This window comes from Streptomyces roseofulvus, assembly GCF_039534915.1.
Classification (GTDB): Bacteria; Actinomycetota; Actinomycetes; order Streptomycetales; family Streptomycetaceae; genus Streptomyces; species Streptomyces roseofulvus.
Window position 1 is genome coordinate 7,868,383 of the sequence record NZ_BAAAWE010000001.1, and the last position, 17,256, is coordinate 7,885,638.

Annotated in this window: 15 protein-coding genes and 4 pseudogenes; 8 read left to right on the forward strand and 11 right to left on the reverse strand. The window is 69.2% G+C overall.

Going from position 1 to position 17,256, the window contains the following annotated elements:
- Positions 1 to 128 precede the first annotated feature (128 nt).
- Positions 129 to 1,334, reverse strand: a complete 1,206-nt coding sequence (locus ABFY03_RS36235) for an alpha/beta hydrolase family protein (protein WP_346172014.1) — start codon at positions 1,332 to 1,334, stop codon at positions 129 to 131.
- 331 nt (positions 1,335 to 1,665) lie between these two features.
- Between ABFY03_RS36235 and ABFY03_RS36240 the strand changes: the two genes are divergently transcribed.
- From ABFY03_RS36240 to ABFY03_RS37990, 3 genes are all read left to right on the forward strand, one after another.
- Entirely contained in the window at positions 1,666 to 2,379 is a 714-nt protein-coding gene (locus tag ABFY03_RS36240; protein ID WP_346172015.1) for an alpha/beta fold hydrolase, read from the forward strand.
- 207 nt (positions 2,380 to 2,586) lie between these two features.
- The gene (locus ABFY03_RS36245) at positions 2,587 to 3,156 is read left to right on the forward strand and encodes an SMI1/KNR4 family protein (RefSeq protein ID WP_319009998.1); all 570 of its coding nucleotides are present in this window, start codon (positions 2,587 to 2,589) and stop codon (positions 3,154 to 3,156) included.
- Between the two features lie 719 nt (positions 3,157 to 3,875).
- Positions 3,876 to 4,409 (forward strand): hypothetical protein, encoded by a 534-nt coding sequence (locus ABFY03_RS37990; protein ID WP_428838201.1) that lies wholly within the window; start codon positions 3,876 to 3,878, stop codon positions 4,407 to 4,409.
- A 57-nt stretch (positions 4,410 to 4,466) separates the two neighbouring features.
- Here the strand turns inward: ABFY03_RS37990 and ABFY03_RS36255 are convergent, their stop codons facing one another.
- From ABFY03_RS36255 to ABFY03_RS36280, 6 genes and pseudogenes are all read right to left on the reverse strand, one after another.
- Positions 4,467 to 4,859, reverse strand: a complete 393-nt coding sequence (locus ABFY03_RS36255; RefSeq protein ID WP_346172017.1) for a hypothetical protein — start codon at positions 4,857 to 4,859, stop codon at positions 4,467 to 4,469.
- A gap of 7 nt (positions 4,860 to 4,866) precedes the next feature.
- A pseudogene (locus tag ABFY03_RS36260) lies at positions 4,867 to 5,651 on the reverse strand (transposase family protein).
- Between the two features lie 750 nt (positions 5,652 to 6,401).
- Positions 6,402 to 6,551 (reverse strand): annotated as a pseudogene (locus ABFY03_RS36265) (IS481 family transposase); the annotation flags it as partial.
- A 202-nt stretch (positions 6,552 to 6,753) separates the two neighbouring features.
- Complete coding sequence (locus tag ABFY03_RS36270; RefSeq protein ID WP_346172018.1) at positions 6,754 to 7,167, reverse strand: peptidoglycan-binding domain-containing protein; 414 nt, start codon at positions 7,165 to 7,167, stop codon at positions 6,754 to 6,756.
- Between the two features lie 365 nt (positions 7,168 to 7,532).
- Positions 7,533 to 8,990, reverse strand: a pseudogene (locus ABFY03_RS36275) (NF041680 family putative transposase).
- A 162-nt stretch (positions 8,991 to 9,152) separates the two neighbouring features.
- Positions 9,153 to 9,548 (reverse strand): annotated as a pseudogene (locus ABFY03_RS36280) (helix-turn-helix domain-containing protein); the annotation flags it as partial.
- 45 nt (positions 9,549 to 9,593) lie between these two features.
- On the opposite strand from ABFY03_RS36280, the gene ABFY03_RS36285 reads away from it, so the two are divergent.
- Positions 9,594 to 9,911: a DUF6221 family protein gene (locus tag ABFY03_RS36285; RefSeq protein ID WP_346172019.1), complete on the forward strand. Its 318-nt coding sequence runs from the start codon at positions 9,594 to 9,596 to the stop codon at positions 9,909 to 9,911.
- A gap of 698 nt (positions 9,912 to 10,609) precedes the next feature.
- Here the strand turns inward: ABFY03_RS36285 and ABFY03_RS36290 are convergent.
- Entirely contained in the window at positions 10,610 to 11,542 is a 933-nt protein-coding gene (locus ABFY03_RS36290; protein WP_346172020.1) for an IS5 family transposase, read from the reverse strand.
- Between the two features lie 111 nt (positions 11,543 to 11,653).
- Positions 11,654 to 12,466 (reverse strand): CPBP family intramembrane glutamic endopeptidase, encoded by an 813-nt coding sequence (locus ABFY03_RS36295; protein ID WP_346172021.1) that lies wholly within the window; start codon positions 12,464 to 12,466, stop codon positions 11,654 to 11,656.
- Positions 12,467 to 12,861: 395 nt separating this feature from the next.
- On the opposite strand from ABFY03_RS36295, the gene ABFY03_RS36300 reads away from it, so the two are divergent.
- The 3 genes from ABFY03_RS36300 (at position 12,862) to ABFY03_RS36310 (ending at position 14,425) form a co-directional block, all read left to right on the forward strand.
- Positions 12,862 to 13,233 carry a tail fiber domain-containing protein gene (locus ABFY03_RS36300; RefSeq protein WP_346172022.1) on the forward strand — a complete coding sequence of 124 codons (372 nt, stop codon included), beginning with the start codon at positions 12,862 to 12,864 and terminating at the stop codon, positions 13,231 to 13,233.
- Between the two features lie 111 nt (positions 13,234 to 13,344).
- Positions 13,345 to 13,485, forward strand: coding sequence for a hypothetical protein (locus ABFY03_RS36305; RefSeq protein WP_346172023.1), 141 nt, complete (start codon positions 13,345 to 13,347; stop codon positions 13,483 to 13,485).
- A 142-nt stretch (positions 13,486 to 13,627) separates the two neighbouring features.
- Positions 13,628 to 14,425: a serine protease gene (locus tag ABFY03_RS36310; protein ID WP_346172024.1), complete on the forward strand. Its 798-nt coding sequence runs from the start codon at positions 13,628 to 13,630 to the stop codon at positions 14,423 to 14,425.
- A gap of 116 nt (positions 14,426 to 14,541) precedes the next feature.
- Here the strand turns inward: ABFY03_RS36310 and ABFY03_RS37995 are convergent, their stop codons facing one another.
- Both ABFY03_RS37995 and ABFY03_RS36315 read right to left on the reverse strand, forming a co-directional pair.
- Positions 14,542 to 14,808 carry a DUF6924 domain-containing protein gene (locus tag ABFY03_RS37995; RefSeq protein ID WP_386723676.1) on the reverse strand — a complete coding sequence of 89 codons (267 nt, stop codon included), beginning with the start codon at positions 14,806 to 14,808 and terminating at the stop codon, positions 14,542 to 14,544.
- Between the two features lie 589 nt (positions 14,809 to 15,397).
- Positions 15,398 to 16,294, reverse strand: coding sequence for a helix-turn-helix transcriptional regulator (locus tag ABFY03_RS36315; RefSeq protein ID WP_346172025.1), 897 nt, complete (start codon positions 16,292 to 16,294; stop codon positions 15,398 to 15,400).
- Positions 16,295 to 16,456: 162 nt separating this feature from the next.
- On the opposite strand from ABFY03_RS36315, the gene ABFY03_RS36320 reads away from it, so the two are divergent.
- The gene (locus ABFY03_RS36320) at positions 16,457 to 17,254 is read left to right on the forward strand and encodes a nuclear transport factor 2 family protein (RefSeq protein ID WP_346172026.1); all 798 of its coding nucleotides are present in this window, start codon (positions 16,457 to 16,459) and stop codon (positions 17,252 to 17,254) included.
- Positions 17,255 to 17,256 lie beyond the last annotated feature (2 nt).

Consider the following 17,256-nt stretch of genomic DNA (forward strand, 5'->3'; position numbering starts at 1 on the left):
ACCGCGACTCGGCGCACGCGCCGGACGCGCGGCCGCCATGCCGCCGACCGCACCAACCGCGCAGTCGACCCCCAGGGCGGGCCCGGTGGTCCGGACCCGCCCCGTCCGCCGCCCATCCGCAACCGGCCTCAGGGACGGTGGAAGACGACCTCCGGGTGCGCGGAGTCCGGCCCGTCGAGCAGCGGCTGCTCCCGGCCCCGCAGATGCTCGTCGAAGAAGGCGGCGACGTACGCGCGGGTGACCGCGACCGCACGCTCGGCCGCGAGGTCGCCGTAGGGCAGACCGAGGTGGCGCAGGAGCACGGGCGCGTCGGTGAAGCCGAGGTGGTCGGCGCGGTCGACGGTCAGCCAGTACTTGTTCCCGCTCAGCCCCCTCCACGTGGTGTTCCACGTCGTGTCCTCACCGCTGGGCCGGTGGTACTCGTCCGCACCCAGCAGCAGGAAGGGACGACCGCCGAGCCCGTCGGCGGGCAGGGTGTCCCAGAAGGTACCGTCCATGTTCACCCCGGCGTCGATGCGCCGGTCGGCGGCCATGGCGGGCACCGCGCTCGCGCCGCCGACCGAGTGGCCGGCCATGCCGATCCGGCTCGCGTCGATGGAGGACGCGTACTTCCAGGGGGGCCGCGCACCGGTCAGCCGGTCCAGCACGAACCGGGCGTCGTCGGCCCGGGTCCCCGTCACCAGGGAGCCCTTGGACCAGCCGCTGTCACTCATCACGGTGCAGGCGACGCAGGTCAGGGTGCGACCACCAGGGAAGGACGTGCCGGACGTCTCGTAGGCGTGGTCGAGCGAGGCGACGACGTAACCCCGGGAGGCGAGGTCCTCGGCGAGGCTGGTGAGCGTGTACCGCGCCATCCCGAAGCCCGGCGACAGCACCACCAGCGGGTGGCGCCCCGGCGCGGGACGCACGTCCACCGCACTGTACGTACGGGCCCGCGCCACCTCCCGCTCCAGCGCGGGGTCGTCGACCTTCACCGCCTCGAGCAGCAGCCGCGCCTCGTCCTCCGTGGCGTACCGCGCGGGCCGACCCGGACGGGCCGCGGGGTAGTGCAGCGTGACCATGAGCTCACGGCCGTCGGCCGTCGGCACCCAAGGATCGGTCCGGGAACGGTCCACCAGGTGCAACACGGAACTCCCCACCCCGTACGCCCCGGTGGGCGCCGGCATCCGCAGCCGCTCGTCGCCCCGGTCCGGAGCGACGGTCACGGTCCGCGAAAGACCGGCCAGATCGGAGGGAACGGCCGGCCCCGAAGCGGCAGAGGCGGTGGCGGCGGCCGGTAACGCGACGGCGCAGGCAAGGAGGGCGGCGGCGGCCGCCCGCATCATCTTGTTCATGCCGAGGACGCTACGTTCCCCCTCCCCGCCCCGCGTCCTCCCACGGTCGCGACACCCACCAGAACCGTACGACCACGGTCGGACGCGACGTACTCCAGGCTGCCCAGCCCCGCCGCTGCCGCCGCCCCCTCAGCTCCGCCCACCCACGGCCGAGTTCACCCACGCTCGGCTGATGCCCGGCCAGACGCGACGGACGCGCGACTTGAGTCGTCGTGGGCGGAGACATCCACGGGTGGTCCAGACGGTCGCCCCCTCCACAAGGCCCGCCCACCTGGCACGTATCGACAGTCTTCTCCAGAAGATCGTCAGGCTGCCCGTCTACGGTGCGAGCATGGTGAACTTCGTGTTGGTCGCAGGTGCACGGCTCGGTGCGTGGGCGTGGGACGACGTGGTGCCGTATCTGCGTGCCGCCGGCCACGGCGTCCATCCGTTGACGCTGTCCGGCCTCGCTGACAAGCGGGGCGTGCCGGCGGGGCAAGCGACGCACGTCCAGGACATCGTTGACGAGGTGGAACGCCGAGCCCTGCGTGACGTAGTCCTGGTGGGTCACAGCTACTCGGGCATCCCGGTCGGCCAGGCCGCGGAGCGGATCGGTGACCGACTGGCCCGCGTGGTCTTCGTCGACTCGAGCGTTCCGACTGACGGCGAGTCGTTCGTCTCCGCTCGGCCGGACGGCGGCGCGGCGGTCGAGGCATCGATCGCCGAGAACGGAGGGTTCTGGCCGCTCGCGCCGGCCGCTCATTACGACGGCGAAGGTCTCACCCACGAGCAGATCGCACGGCTCGTGCGTGGCTCGACGCCCCACCCGGGTGCCACGCTGACCGAACCCGCCGTGCTGGCGGGGCCGCTCGGTGATCTGCCGGCGACATACGTCCTGTGCGTGATGCCGGAGGCCGAGCCGCACGACGCCGAGCCCGACGAAGATGTGGCCGCGCTGGTGAACAGCGAGCGCTGGCGGCTGGTCAGGATGGACACCGGGCATTGGCCGATGTTCTCCCAGCCGCGCGAGCTGGCGCAGGTTCTCCTCAACGCTGCCCTGGAGTGACAGCACGTCCATGCCGGCGGGCTTGTCGAGGACGCGCGTGATCCGTGCTGCTCACCGCCATTCCGGGCCGGCCCTGCGCTTCGCGGGGAGGGATCACACCCTCGAAGTACCATCCCTGCAAGGTTCTCCCGGCCGGCACTTCTCCATCTCCACAGTGGTGTAGCCGGACGGAGACATCCCTGCGGAGAGGACAGAGGCCCGAAGGCGATGAGTGTGGCTGAGAGTTGGTCGCGGGTGATGAGCCTTCTTCGACAGCACGCGCCGGCCGATCACGCGGATCTGCCGGGGCCCGCTACGGAGCAGATGCTCACGGCAGCCGAAGAGCGGATGGGGATCGCCCTGCATGCGGACCTGCGGACGTGGCTGCTGCAGAACAACCTGGATCTGCCGGAGGAAGACGTCGACGACGACGTGATGTGCTGCGGCTTCGACGGCTTCCCCGACGAGGGAAGCTTCTTTCTGGGTGTCCGGGCGATGGAGAGGCTTTACGCGAACCGCTCCACGTCCTGCGGATTCGACCCTCCGGACCAGCCGGACCACCCGTTCTGGCGTAACGAGTGGATCCCGTTCCTGTCGGACCAGGACGGCTGGAGCGGAAAGTTCGTCGATGTGCGGGACGGCCGCGTCGGCAGCTGGTTCGTGGGTGACCCCACGGTCACGGGCGAGTACGAGTCGATGGCCCGGTACTTCGAATCCGTGGCGGAGACGCTGACGAGGATCGCCGAGGGAAGCTCTCCGGTCTGTCGGTTCACCGAAGGCCGACTTGTCTGGTCGTGAGCCGACTCTCCACTGCATGACGGCCGTTGCGAAGCGGCCCCCGCTGGCAGAGCTCGGTCGATCGTCAGTCGGTCGTGGTGAGGTGCCGGCCGGGAAGTCGTCTGATGGGCGTGGTCACCCAGAGGCCCGGCCCCGGTCGGCGAGCACGGGGCCGCCCCGACGTTCGAGGGCGGCCCGGGCACACCGACGGCCTTGCCGTAGGGAGGGAGCGGTCCCCGACGGACAGGCCCAAGCCGGCGGCGGTCTGCGCGAACGTCTCGCTCCGGCGAAGGCAGCCGAAGCCGACAAGAGCGCGCTGGTGGAGCGGCAACTTGTAGAGTCGGCCACCCTCACCGGTGACGACGAGCGTGGTACCCATTCGACCGAGCATGCGGCAGGCCGAGCGCGCCAGGCGTGGCAGCCAACGAGACACTTGCGTCGAAGAATTGAGTCGTCGGGTACTTCTCTCAACAGCACAGGCGCCTCGTGAACTGCGGGACGTCGCTGCCCTGCCCGGCCTTGGCCACGATCGACATGTACTTCTGACCCTCCTCGACGGCCAGGCACATCTTGGCAGAGCCCCCACGATCCACCCCACGGATCGGCCAAGGACTGGGGCCGACTGAAGCCCTGGCGCCAGAAGCCGTTGCGCTGCCATCGGCGGCACGGTCGCAGATCCGTCCCCGCGGGTCGTACTCGACGGCCAGCCCCATGAATCCGAGTCGAGCGTGGCTTCGGCCGTGATCAGCGAGCTGGAACGCCTAAACGCCGAAAGGGTCTTCCAGCGTCGGAACGCACGGCGACAGCAGCGCCTCCGTGTGTTGCGTGACCGTACCCCGAGCGAGTCGGAGGACGCGTACCTCGTTCTCGTGGCCGGGGTCCTCGTCGTCGAGCACGTGCAGGAGGCCATAGGAGCCGGGAGCGATCTTCGCGACGTGCTCGAAGAGCCCGACGACGTCGGGCGACGAATGGTGATTGGAATTGCCTCCCACGTGGATGAACGGCTCGCCGTTCATCCACCGGAGATCGAGGAGATAGGGACTGGCCATAGAAGCGATGCGAACTCGAAGCTCATCGACGACCTGCCGCAATCGGAAGTCATCGTCGTCATCAACTGCGCTTTCCCTGACGGTGATCCAGCCGTGGTACTCGAACACACCGCGATTCTAATGAGGTCAGTGAGCCTTCTCCAGCCTGATGTTGCAGGTCACGGGGCTGGCGTAGGTCGGGGTGGGGTGCTCGGGCCGGCCGGGACCTTGATCGACAGCATGTGATGGCCGCCGACAGGTGGATTGCACTGACCCCTGGATCGTGCTGCTCTTTCGTGCGTCCTACCAGAGGGTGCCCGGTCCCGCGATGACCCAACTGGCGTCGACAGGCTTGACCCAGAAGCTCAATGCCACCTCGATGATCTGTGCGCGGTAGGTGATCTCAACGTAGAAATGGCTGCCAGTGTCGCCCCAGTGGAAGTCTGCGAGATTGAGTTCGCCAAGCCAGGACAGATCCTGCTCCCACTCGTCGGCAGCAGGGCTTCTGCTCGCCTCGTCCCCATCGGTGCTTGCTTCGACGGACCCAGTCCACAGCGACTTGAGCACATGACGGACCGCGCTGTGGTCGATGAGCTGTTCGGCCTCAGGGATCCTTCCGGCTCGGAGCAGGCTGAAGTAGCGGCGAACGACAGCTTCGACGTCCGCCTTGGCGGGGTGCTCCGTCCAGGTCCTCACCGCGAGATCATACGAGTTCGGTGACTGCCTCAGCCGAGCTGGCCAGTTGGAGGGTGAGGACTGCCTGGACGACGTTCGTGATCCGGGTCGTTGAACAGCGGAGTTCGCGGAGGCGCCGCCAGGACTTGAGGGTGGCCATGGCCTGCTCGACGAGGGCGCGGATCTTCCGCATGGGACCGGTTCACCGCCTGCTGGCCCGTGGACAGGGTCTCCCACCGCCCCCAGCACCGGGGGCGGACCGTGCCGCCGGCACCTCGGTAGCCCTTGTCGGCCCAGCACGGGATGTCGGCCTCGGCGAGGGCATCGACAATGCCGTGTTCGCGGGCCGCGCGGACGTCGTGGACGGCGCCGGGCAGGCCGGTGAGACCCACGCAACCGCCCGAAGGGATCGGTGAGGACCTGGACGTTCATGCCGTGACGTTCGTGTTTGCCCGAGTAGTACGGGGTGTCGGCGGCGATCCGGTCGATCGGCAGCAGGGTGCCGTCCAGGATCACGCACGCCTTGGTCCGAGCGATGTCCATTGCCTCGGCCAGGGTGGGTGCGAGGGCGGCCAGCACATCGACGGCCTCGCGTATGTAGCGGTACACGGTTGCGACGCCGATACCGAACCCCGCGGCGAGCTGGGCGTAGGTGTCACCACATCGCAGAGGGGCCAGGGCGAGGAGAGCCTGACGGTTGGCGGTCAGCCGACGCCATCGGGTCCCGATCTCTCCTCGCCGGGCAGCGAGTCGTCCCGTCAGGCACCGCAAGGTGCGGCTGGACAGGTCCATCGACGACGGGTAGACAAGCACGCGAAGCTCCCGGTGGCTTCGGCAGATCTTGGACGAGAACCCGTCTACCAGGCGCTTTGTTGTCTCACCGAACTGTCCGACACACGGCCAGCACCGTCAGGCTGGATAAGGCTGAGTGCCCGGCTTGTGTAGAAGATCTTCGTAGCCGCAAACGGGGACGGCCCGGTAGCCGACCTCCCGGACCGCTTCCAGAACCGTCGCCGTGTCCGACACGACAGCAGTTGGTGAGGCGTCGGGACGAGGTTGGCACACAAGGAGCGAGTGCCAGTCCAGGAACTCCACGTGAGCGCCAGTGCCTTCGTACCCGTTATGCTCCCACTCCACCTCGACACATCCGTACGAGATCGCGCAGTCTGGTCCAAGCGACACGTTCAGGGCCGCTGCCACCCGCTCCATCAACCGATCACGACTGGGAGCGGCGACGTAGATCTGGCACTCAAGGTCTGCGTTCGCTCCGGCCTTCCCCAACGCATTGTCCTCCATGAGGGGATCCTCCCAGGTCAACTATCCCTGCGGAACCCGTTACAGCCTCGACAGTGCCACCCCCGGGATGAGTGACCGCCTTGAAGCTCGACGTGAAGTTGGAAAGGGGTCAGTGGAACGACGCTGGCATCGACCACAGCGTGACCCGCCGGACTGCGCCGACAAGGTCTCCTCTCGGTCGGATCCGTCATGGGCTGAGGGTGGTTCACCGCGAGCGTCGTTCTGTCCACGCTTGCGGCGGTGCGGGACGAAGAGCCCGGTACCGTGCTAGGTGTATTGACCTGCAGTGTTGTTGACGCGGTTGATGGGTGGGTGTCCGTCGAGTGCGGTGTGGCAGCGGTGGTGGTTGTAGGTGTGCAGGAAGTCTGCCAGGGCGGCTGTCCGCTCGTCGTTCGAGGTGTAGGGCCGCAGGTAGGCTCCAGCCACGACATTCTTGTCAGAGCCACATCGGCGAGTACGCCGACAGCGCTGCCCACTGAAACAGTCGGCCCTGCCCCGGAGCCGTCCAGGGGCAGGGCCGATTACGGCTATGCGCGGCCAGCCTTCGCGCTGAGTCGGCCTACATGTTGCGACGTGGCCCGCCGTCCATGGAAGACGACCGATCGCTCCGGCCGAGAGATCAGTACTTGACGCAGGTGGTGTGATCCGCCCCGTTGACCACCCAGAACATCGCAGCACGGGTCTGAGGTCCGTAGACGCCATCCACACGGATCCGGTTGAACTCCTGTGTGATCCGCACGGCGGAGGCGGTGAGAGGACCGTAGATGCCGTCCCTGGAAAGGCTGTTGTGGCCGTTGCAGAAGTGGAGAGCGGTTTGGAGAGAGCCGATGGCGCTAGGGTACGGGTCGCCCTGGCGCAGAATGCAGTCGACCGAGCCGCCGGACGTCGCCGGGACCCACGCCTCATGGCCGCTGATCCAAACCTTCTTGGAAATGGTGCACGGACCGGCCGCCGCACTGGCGGCGGGAGCAAAGCCGATCAGAGCGGCAACCGATGCGACCGTCACGCCCAGAGCGGTCAGGCGTCGCTTCATGGAAGTCTCCTGGAGCGGGGTGAAGAAGGAGTTCGGGATACCCCCGTGATGTCCCGAACGGAGCACCAAGCTCAATGCTCGGTGCAGATGCCGGGAGTGGTCCGGCCGCTCAGACCTTACATGATCGAATATGTGTTGTGGCATAGGAGTTGACGGGCGCCACCATCCCATCTCCGGCTGGGCATCCGGACGGCGATCCAGTCGCCCACCCTCAGCGGAAGCCGTTGAACAACGCGGCAACCGGATCGTCTCTCAGGTGAACATCCGCGCGATCCGTAGCGACGACGGCCGCAGATGGGTGCTGGGCGGTGAAGGCGGGGGCGTCGTCGGCCTGGCCCCGATGAGCGCGAAGGCTAACTTGATCTTTAACCTGTGCGGCGGGGCCGTGGGGTAGTCGATTTCTTCTTCCGAGACGTGGTGGTGCCCGTCTTGTGGATTGTGTGGACGTCGTGGCGTGGGGTGGGCCGGCTGTTCTTTCGACCCGGTGGCCTGCCGGGTCGAGGGCGGACGTATTTCGGTGCTTGGGCGGGACAGGCGGCCTTCGGGCGGATGTGCCGAAAGTCGCGGCGGACACGTGCGGGCGTGAGCCTGTCGGCGGGAACGGGCCTCTTCCAGGGGCGGCGCCGATCGGCCGCCAGCGGTCGGGCCAGTCGCAGTTGGGTGTAGGCGGCCAGGATCAGCCAGGTCCATCGGTCGGCCGCCTCGGGAGTGCGGATCTTCGGGCAGGTCCAGCCGAGAGTCTGCTTGAACAGGCGGAAAGTGTGCTCGATGTCGAAGCGACGCAGATATGCCTGCCAGAGCCGGTCAGTGTCCGCTGCGGTGGCGTCGGTGCCCGACCACCACAGCCAGACCGGCTTCGGGGTGGCTCCGCTGGGCAGATGGTCGATGTCCAGGCGGATCACGGTGCCTTCGACGATCGGGAGGGTGCCGTCGGCCGCGGCCCAGGACGAGCGGTGGGTGAGCTTGGGGTGGAGGCGGTCTCAGGACCGGGCCAGCGCGGTGCCGTAGAGGCGGGTGTCGGTGACGGTTTCGGTGTCCGGGGTGCCCCAGGTGTCGGGCTGTCCGAAGACGAACTCGCCGCCGTGCCGGGGCGGCCGGACCCTGGTGTGAGGCTCCCGCGGCGGTGCCGGCCTGCGCAGGACACGGTCCGACCGCATCCGGACCAGCACCTGCACCGGCAGGTCCCGCAGGAGGTGGGCGAGGCGGGGTGCGTCGTATCCGGCATCCGCAATGATGAGGATGTCCGGGTCGCCGGTCTGCCACTGACCTGCGGTGATAAGCCGCTCGACCAGGTCGCGCAGCTGCCGTGCGGTGACGGTGGCGGTGTCGTCCCCGGGCGCCAGACGCCGGGCATCCAGGGGCGCGGTCCACGAGCTGCGGCCCGGTTCCAGCGCGCAGACGATCGAGTAGGGCCAGCCGGGGACCGGGATGTGCTGGTCCTTGCCCCGGCCGTAGGTGTGACACAGGATCCGCTGAGGTGAGGTGTGGGCGTCCGGCCGCAGCCAGCAGGTGACGTCGACGGCCAGGACCAGCCGGCCGTCGACCGCCCGAGGCAGCGGCACCGATGTCAGAGCCTGCCGCATCCGCTCGGCGTCGACCCGGCCCTCGGCGAGGGCGGCGTAGAGCCCGCCATGCCCGCGGCGGTGTTCGCCCACCAGCGACAGCTCGGCCAGCGATCTCACCGGCTCGTTCCCGCACAAGACCGCGTCGGCCAGCTCGAACAGGGCATCCGAACGAGCAGTCAGGCAGGAGTAGAACTCGCCCCGGAAGCGTGACAGTTCCGCCAACGACTCTCGCCGGGCATCGTGATGCTGCAGACTCATCCTCACGGCCTTCGTGCTGAACGTGTGTGTTCCTTGGTCGGAGCACATGTTCAAACGAAGGCCGCTTCCATGTACGGCGGATACCGAACCGAGTGATCAAGTACGACGCACCGTTCGACGACGCACGTTAAAGATCAAGTTAGCCACCGTCGGCGGTCGTCAGTGGGTTGCCGACGGAGGCTTTCGCGCCGGACTCCTCGCACACCCTGAGCCCCGGGTGGGCACCAGGGTGCCAGCCACGATGAGCACGTTGTCCTGCGCGAACCGCTTGCGGGCCTGGAGGGCGAGCATCGGCGGGAGGTGGTCGAAGATCCGGTCGGCCGCCGACCTCGACACCCCGCACAGCGGGGCGAGCTGCCGCACAGGCAGGTTCGTGTGCCAGTAGGCCGCAACCAGCAGTGCCCGGTCCTCCAGCGGAACACTCCACGGCCGGCCTCGCGGACCGCGTCCGCTCCTGCGCGTCGCGGCACTGTCACCAGCTTGCCGGACCGCCGTGGGCTGAGCCCGGTGAATGGGGGCTGTACAGGAAGGCTCCGACGACGTGATCACACCGGCCACACCAAGATCTTTTCACGGGGCCCAGCACAACGCGAGAATGCCTCTATGACTGACGAGCTGGTGAGGTTCCTTGAGGCGCGCTTGGACGAGGAGGCCGACTTGGCTCGGCGCTGCGACGGTGACGGCTGCGGTGAGTGGTCTGCCCATGGACACACCGTCGACTTCTGCCAGGTCGACCTCTCCGGCTTCCACCCCACGATCGCTCAGCACGTAGCTCTCCACGACCCGGCCCGCGTCCTGCGCGAGATCGAGGCCAAGCGGCGCATCCTGGCCCGCCACGCCCGCGACCCATGGCCCTGCCACGACCTGCGCGACCTCGCCTCGCCCTACGTCGACCATCCGGACTTCCCCGCCCAGGCCTGAGCACCACGAGCACAACCTCCGACGAAGCTGCCTGCCTGAACCGAGCCTCGCTCATGGGGAACGTCTACGGGACAGCCCGTAGGCCTTCGCGTGGTGCTGCACGCCCCACCGGGCGACGGGCGGCGTGGAGGAGGAGGCGCCGGAAATGACGGCGGCGAGGACGCGGGACGACGAGAGGCGGTCAGCAGGATGGGGCCGACGGGCTGGCGAAGGAGACCCCGCCCGTAGTGCCCCGGCACGTGCCGTGTGCAGTAGGGCGAGGGTCCAGCTGCCGACTCGGGATGTGACCTCGCGCAGGGCCAGCAGCACCACGACCGCATTCGTCGCCAGGGTGGCGCGGCGGAACGGGGGCGCGGATACGCAGGAGCAGGACGTGCACGGCGGCGATAAGTCAGCCGGCGATGGTGAACAGGGCTGCGATCCGGGGCGGGGCGAGCGTGCCAGGCCAGCACGAGGGCGCCCGCGCCGGCGCTCTGGCGGCACCAAGGCGATGCCGCCGCCGACGACCGCACGCAGCATTCCCAGGGTCGTTCCCCTGTCCCGGGCGGGCAGGGCCCGGGCGTACAGGGTGGAGCGGACAGCGGCGGAGCCGCTCTCACAGTCGACGCTACGCAGGCCAGGATGACCGAAGGCGGCGTACGCGGCGACCTGAGCGTCCAGCGCCGTGCAGGCGGCCCGGCTAGGAGCTGTCCGGTCGATCATGTGCGAAGCCAGATGGCGAGTGATGCTGCGGTGACGGTGCCGAGGTAGATGTAGCCGCGTTTGTCGTATCGGGTGGCGACGGCTCTGGCGTGCTTAAGCTTGTTGATGGCCCGTTCGACGGTGTTGCGTTTCTTGTACCGCTCCTCGTCGAAGCCCGGTGGCCGCCCGCCGCGCGCGCCCCTGCGCAGGCGGGCGGCCCGGGTGTCGGTCTTCTCGGGGATCGTGTGCCGGATTCCGCGTTTGCGCAGGTAGTCACGGCACGGCCCGTTGCTGTATGCCTTGTCGGCGGCCAGACTGTCCGGTTTCGTGCGGGGCCGGCCCGGGCCGATCCGAGGGACACGGAGCTTCTCCAGGACCGGTTCGAACTGCGTGCAGTCGGCCCGTTGTCCTGGTGTGATGATCAGAGACAGAGGTCGGCAGCGGCCGTCCGCACTCAGGTGGATCTTGGTCGTGAAGCCGCCGCGCGAGCGGCCGAGGCCCTCGCCTTCCGCGCCGCCTCCGCCCGGTGGGCGGCGCGACTCTTCCGGGGTGTCCCGTCCTGGTGTCTTCTCGGCCCGTTCCCTCTTTGACGCAAGGGTTGGCGGCGGGTCGTTGCGTGCTCCTGCCGCGTGCTGGTGGCTGCGCACGATGGTGGAGTCCACGGAGATGTCCCAGTCGATGTCGCCGTCCGCGTCGGCTTCTGCTTGGACCCGCTGGAGCAGTCGCTCCCAGGTCCCGTCGGCCGACCAGAGCCGATGGCGTTCGTAGACCGTCTTCCACGGCCCGAACCGCTCGGGCAGATCGCGCCACTGCACTCCGGTCCGCACCCGGTGCAGGATCCCGTCGATCACCTGCCGGTGGTCCCGCCAGCGACCGCATCGCCGGTTGCCGGCCGGCAGGTGCGGTCGCAGCCGCTCCCATTCGGCGTCCGTGAGATCTCCCCGCCCCATGCCCGTACCGACGCGCGGCGAGTGCCGGGGGTCACACGACCGGGGGCCGCCGGCACCGCAAAGGAAACCGCCCCGCCATGGTGGCGGGGCGGTGCGGACGGCAGCAGGGTGTCAGCGGTGGGCGGGGGCCACGGCGGGGTCCTCGGGATGGGCGGCCGGTTCGACGGTGCGGCGCTTGACGATCACCAGGACGATCAGGACGACCTGGAGCAGGATCGGCAGCACCATCCCGGGGGATGTCTTCGGGTCGGCGCCGACCGTGTTGGAGACCAGGCTGAAGTCCCACATGCCGTGGACCAGCATGGGCAGCAGCAGGACGCCGCCGACGCGCAGGCACAGGTAGAAGAAGTAGCCGGAGGTGGAGACGATCACGGCCTGCAGGACGGCCTGGGCGCCCTCGCCGAAGGCGTTACTGACATGGACGACACCGAAGACCACCGAGGACCATAGGGCGACCTGGCCCTCGCTGAGGCCAGCGCGCTTGAAGACCTGCACGCCGATGCCGCGGAACATCAACTCCTCGCCGATGCCGACGAGCGCGGTCATCGCCACCAGCGCGAGCACCAGCGAGGCCGGCTGGTCGGCGAGGTTGGGGTAGTTCACCGCCATGACGGCGACCACCAGCATGGAGATCGGCACGAAGCGCACCCAGCGGCGCACCGGCGCCCGGTAGGTCAGGACGCTGCGCCACCAGCCGAGCCAGGTCACCACCGCCGCGCCGAACAGGACGGAGAGGCCGATCGGGATCACGCCGTTGCGCACCACGGACTCGGTGGTGGGGAACTGGCTGTCGCCGCTGCCCCGGTCGACGCCGATCAGCGCGCCCAGGCCCTGGAGGATCGCCAGGTAGGCGACGACCACGACCAGGAACCAGGGCCAGGTCAGCCGGCGGCCGGCCGGTGCGGGGGACGGTGATGCGGACACAGGGCAACTCCTCGGGACGGGTACAGCCGAACCCGAACGGGTGGCGGACAAATAATCCCACAAGTCCAAAGTGGTGATCAAAGACATCTGAAGGAGTCGAAACGGACAAGGGCTGGAGGAGGCAGCCCGCCCCGGTCAGCCCCGCCCGCCACCATGATCGAATCCGGTGGGCGGCGGTCATTTTCGATCTTCCCCTGCACGCGGGCGGGCCGGGCTGATGAAATGTCCGCCGACCGACACCCCCGCTCACCCGTGGAGTCCTACGTGAACTGGCTGGACGCCGTCCTCAAGGTCCTCGTCGACCCGATCATCGTGCCGCTGATCACCAGCAACCGTGACGTGAAGCACGACATCAAGCCGATCTCCTGACCCCGCCGCGACAGACCGGGCAAGCCGTGAACCTGACTGCCCTGGTCCGGGGGATGGCCTCGACGTTCCTGCGGCCCCGGCCGCCCCGGACCGAGCGGGACCAGCCCCTGACCCGGGCCCAGATCCTCGCCCTCCTGGACGACCTTCCGATCAGCGAGTGGCGCTACGACTGGGACCCCGATGCCCTGCACATCGGCCCCATGGCCCAGGACTGGCGGGCCGCCTTCGGCTACGGCCGGCGCGAGACCGTCATCGACACCGTCGACGCCCAGGGCGTCCTGATCGCCGCCGTCCAGGAACTCTCCCGTCGCCTGCGCCACCTCGAAGCACAACACACCGCACAACCGGCCTGCCGCTGCGCGGACCCGGCCCAACCCCTACCCGCATCCGCACACTGAAGGAGACCCCGTGACCCTGACCCAGACGATCATCGACCTGATCAACATCCTCGGCCCCGTCATCACCCCCCTGTAACCCCGGCCGCCCCGCCCCGAGACAAGGACCCGCCCGTGAACACCACCCGCCGCGCCGACACGACGGCCCGCGCGCTCTGCGCGCGCGCCCTCGCCCTGATCGGCTCCACGGCCCTGCTGACCTTCGGCACCGCCTTCGCCGACATCTTCCACCTCACCGTAGGCACCGGCGCCTGACCCCGCGCCCCCGGTGGCCGTCCGGCCGTTCCCGTTGATCGGGAACGACCGGTTCACCGCTTGCGGGAGCGGCCCCGCGACCGGAAAGCTCCACCGGGGCCGCACCTACCGGGAGGCGGCGCGCGGAAAGGGGGACGGGAAGATGGCACGACGGCGAGGCGCGCTGCGGCATCTGCTGGCGGTGCTGCTCGGGGCGGCACTGACAGCGGCGGGGCTGGTCGGCGGCACAGCAGACAGGGCCGCCGCGGTGGTCGGCGGAACCAGCGCCCCAGCGGGCGCCTACCCCTACATGGTGTCGATCCAGCAGCAGACCTCCGGCGTCTGGTCCCACCTCTGCGGCGGGTCGATCATCGGCCAGCGATGGGTGCTGACCGCGGCCCACTGCCTCCAAGGGAAGACCGCCAGCCGACTGCGGGTCGCGGCCGGCTCCACCACCCTTAACCCCGCGGGCACCCTCTACCCGGCGCAGGAGTACCGCCTGCACGAGAACTACAACGCCAACGGCGCCGGCATCCCCAACGACATCGCCGCGCTGAAACTCGCCACCCCGATCACCTACACCCCGCAGGTCCAGTCGGCCGCCCTGCCCGCCCTGCCCGACCTGCTCGGCGGCACCGCCACCCTCACCGGCTGGGGCTACACCGATGCGAACGACACCGCGCCGAACACCCTCCAGCAGGCCACCGTCACCGTCCTGACCCTGGGCGAGTGCCAACTGCGCTGGCCCGGCCAGAACATCAACCTCACCCACCTGTGCACCTACGACAAGGGCAGCGGCATCGCCGCCTGCGGCGGCGACAGCGGCAGCCCGCTCATCCAGAACGGCCTCATCATCGGCGTCGTCAGCTGGGGCGTGTCCAACTGCAGCGGCAACTACCCCTCCGTCTACACCAACACCGGCGCCTACCGGACCTGGATCGCCACCAACACCGGCATCTGACCCGCATACGCCAAGATCGACCGGACAGCTCCTAGCAGGAGGCGGCAAGCACGGTGCGGCGCCCCCGCGCCTGGGCCCCACCCTCATCCCGCCACACGAGCTACGACGCCATCACGTCAGCTCTCGTCGAAGCCGCGAAACGTCCCCGACTCGTCAACAGTCTCGGCAACTCCGCGCAGTCCATGTTGGCGATGGTCAGGTTGGCCGAGATGGCAGGAAACCACCGAGCGGGAACCCTCGGCGGTCAGGGCATGGACCTCCACACCGGCAAAGCAAAGCTCGCTCACGTACGTGGCGTGGCGGTGAGCACCGCCGGCGGCGTCAAACGCGGCCCGAACCGCGTCCCAGGCCCCCTCGTCGCCGAAGTCGGTCCGCAGGACCAGCGAGGTAGATCAACAGGTCGGGGCAGAGGCATCTCGGCATCCTGTCAGAGCCACTCGGTACGTGCTGAGCACGAGTGCGTCCAAGCGGCAGACGAGGACGGGGGAGGAAGAGAGCCCATGACGTGCGTCAGGGGCCCCCAGGCCCCAGCCGCCGGGTACCTGGACGCCGCCGCACCCGGCGCCCGCAAGAGCACGGTGCACGAGTCGACGACGCCTCTCGTCGTGACGAGGATCGAGGAAGGGACTCCTGCGCGTCCCCAGCGGTCACAGGACCTGGCGGTCGGCAACGTCTGCGAAGCAGCCGACAGGAGAAGGGAGGAGAAACGGATTGTCAGGCCTGGAGGCTGCCGGGTCGTCGCGCGGGTTCCACCCCCTCCAGCTCCCCACGCGGACGCACCCCGTCCCGCGAGACACAAGGGCTGCCCCACCGCTGCGAGAGGGCGCACGATGGGTCCCACCAGCCGGAGGACCTGGTCGCCTACGGCGCCGAGAGCGGCAGCGTCGCCCGGCTGGTCTGGCCGCACCAGAACCGGCGACATGGCCGCGAACACTCTCACCACGCAGCTGCACGAACCGGAGCTTGAGCGCTTCAGAGGGTCGAGTGCCCGCGCACCGTCTCGCGGAAGGCGATCGGCGTCTGCCCGGTGCGCTGATGGAAGTACTTGCTGAAGTGTGTCGCGCTGGAGAACCCGAGGTGGTCGGCGATACGCGCGGCCGTCTGGTCACTGTGCCCCAGCAGGCGCTTGGCCTCCAGCACGACCCGGCGGTCGACGAACTCCTTGGCGCCCACCCCGGCGAACGCCAGGGTGGCCCGCGAAAGCGTACGCGCCGAGTAGCCCAGCGCCCCGGCGTAGTCCTCCACCCGGCGAGTCCGGGCGAAGTCCCTTTCCACGGCGTCGCGGAAACGCACATAGGTCGTGTCAGCCTCGGGCACCGCCGCGCCGACGGGTGCGGTGAGGTGGGCGAGGCGCAGGACCAGCACGGCGAGCAGATGGCGCAGCGCCGCGGTGTGGACCTCCAGCGGTAGCTGACCGAGGGCGCGGAACTCGGCGGCGAGGTGATCGGCGGCCAGCCGAAGGGCCGCGGCGTCACCGGACAGGGGGCGTAGCAGCACGGCAGCGTGCGGATCCTCGACGCGGGCACCGGCGGAGGTCGCGGGGTCCAGGAAGTCCTGGCGGAAGAGGATCAGAGTTCCCTCGGCGTGGGCGAGGTCGCCCCACTGCTGAACCTGCCCGGGGCGCACCCAGAGCCAGGCGCCCGGTTCGAGGAGGTGGGCGGTGAAATCGACGGTGTGCCGCAGGGTCCCGCCCGTCAGGGTGACCAGGTGATGGAAGTCCGGCCGCCGGGGCACCGCGAGCCGCTCGACGGGCACCCGGCGGCGGAGGTCGGTGAGGGCCAGCACCTCGACGCCGGCGGGGGTACCGACGGGGGCGAGGAAGGAGACCTCGGGGATCTCGGATTCAACACCGTGTCGCTTTTTGGCCATCGTGAGTCGCCAGCGTACCGGATCCGGGCCGCCCGGACGCGCCAAGCTGGAAGAAGTGAGCCCGCCGGCGCAAGGAGATGTCGGAAAGAAGCAAGCGACACCTGGGCGCGAGGCGACCCTCCGCCAGCCCCCCCCCACGCACCGATCCGCGAGGAGACCGCCATGAGCAACGCCAAGAACTCCCTGGACACCGTGCACACCGCGAGCACCGTGCACACCGTCCTGACCGCCGCCGGCGAGCTGTTCGGAAGGAAGGACCCGGGCGCGGTGGACCGCTGGGTCGCCGCCGACTACCGCCAGCACAGCGCGCTCGCCGGCGACGGCCCGGACGCCCTGCGCACCCTGGTCGCCGGACTGCCTGAGGGCTTCCGGTACGAAGGCGCCCGGGTGATCGCCGACGGCGACCTGGTCGCCCTCCACGGCACCTACCACGGCTTCGGCCCCGACCCGCTCGTCGCCTTCGACATCTTCCGTGTCGACGCCGAAGGAAAGCTCGCCGAGCACTGGGACGCCCTGACCCCGCTGATCAAGGACACCGTCTCCGGCCGTTCCCAGACCGACGGCCCCACCGAGCCGTCCGACCTGCACCTGACCGAGGCGAACCGGGCCCTGGTGCTGGAGTTCGCGGAGAAGGTCCTCAGGGGCGCCGACTACACAGTCCTGACGGACTACATCTCGACCGAGACGTACCACCAGCACAACCCCGAGGCGGCCGACGGCCTCGACGGCTTCGGCGCCGCCGCCGCGAAGTGGGCCGAGCAGGGCAAGAACCTCGTCTACAAGACCGTCCATAGGGTGATCGCCCAGGGCGACCTCGTCCTGCTCCAGTCCGAAGGCGAGTTCGGCGCGCCCGTCGCGTACTACGACCTCTTCCGCGTCCAGGGCGGCAAGATCGTCGAGCACTGGGACGTCATCACTCCGGCACCCACCGAGCTCCCGCACCCCAACGGCCTGTTCTGACA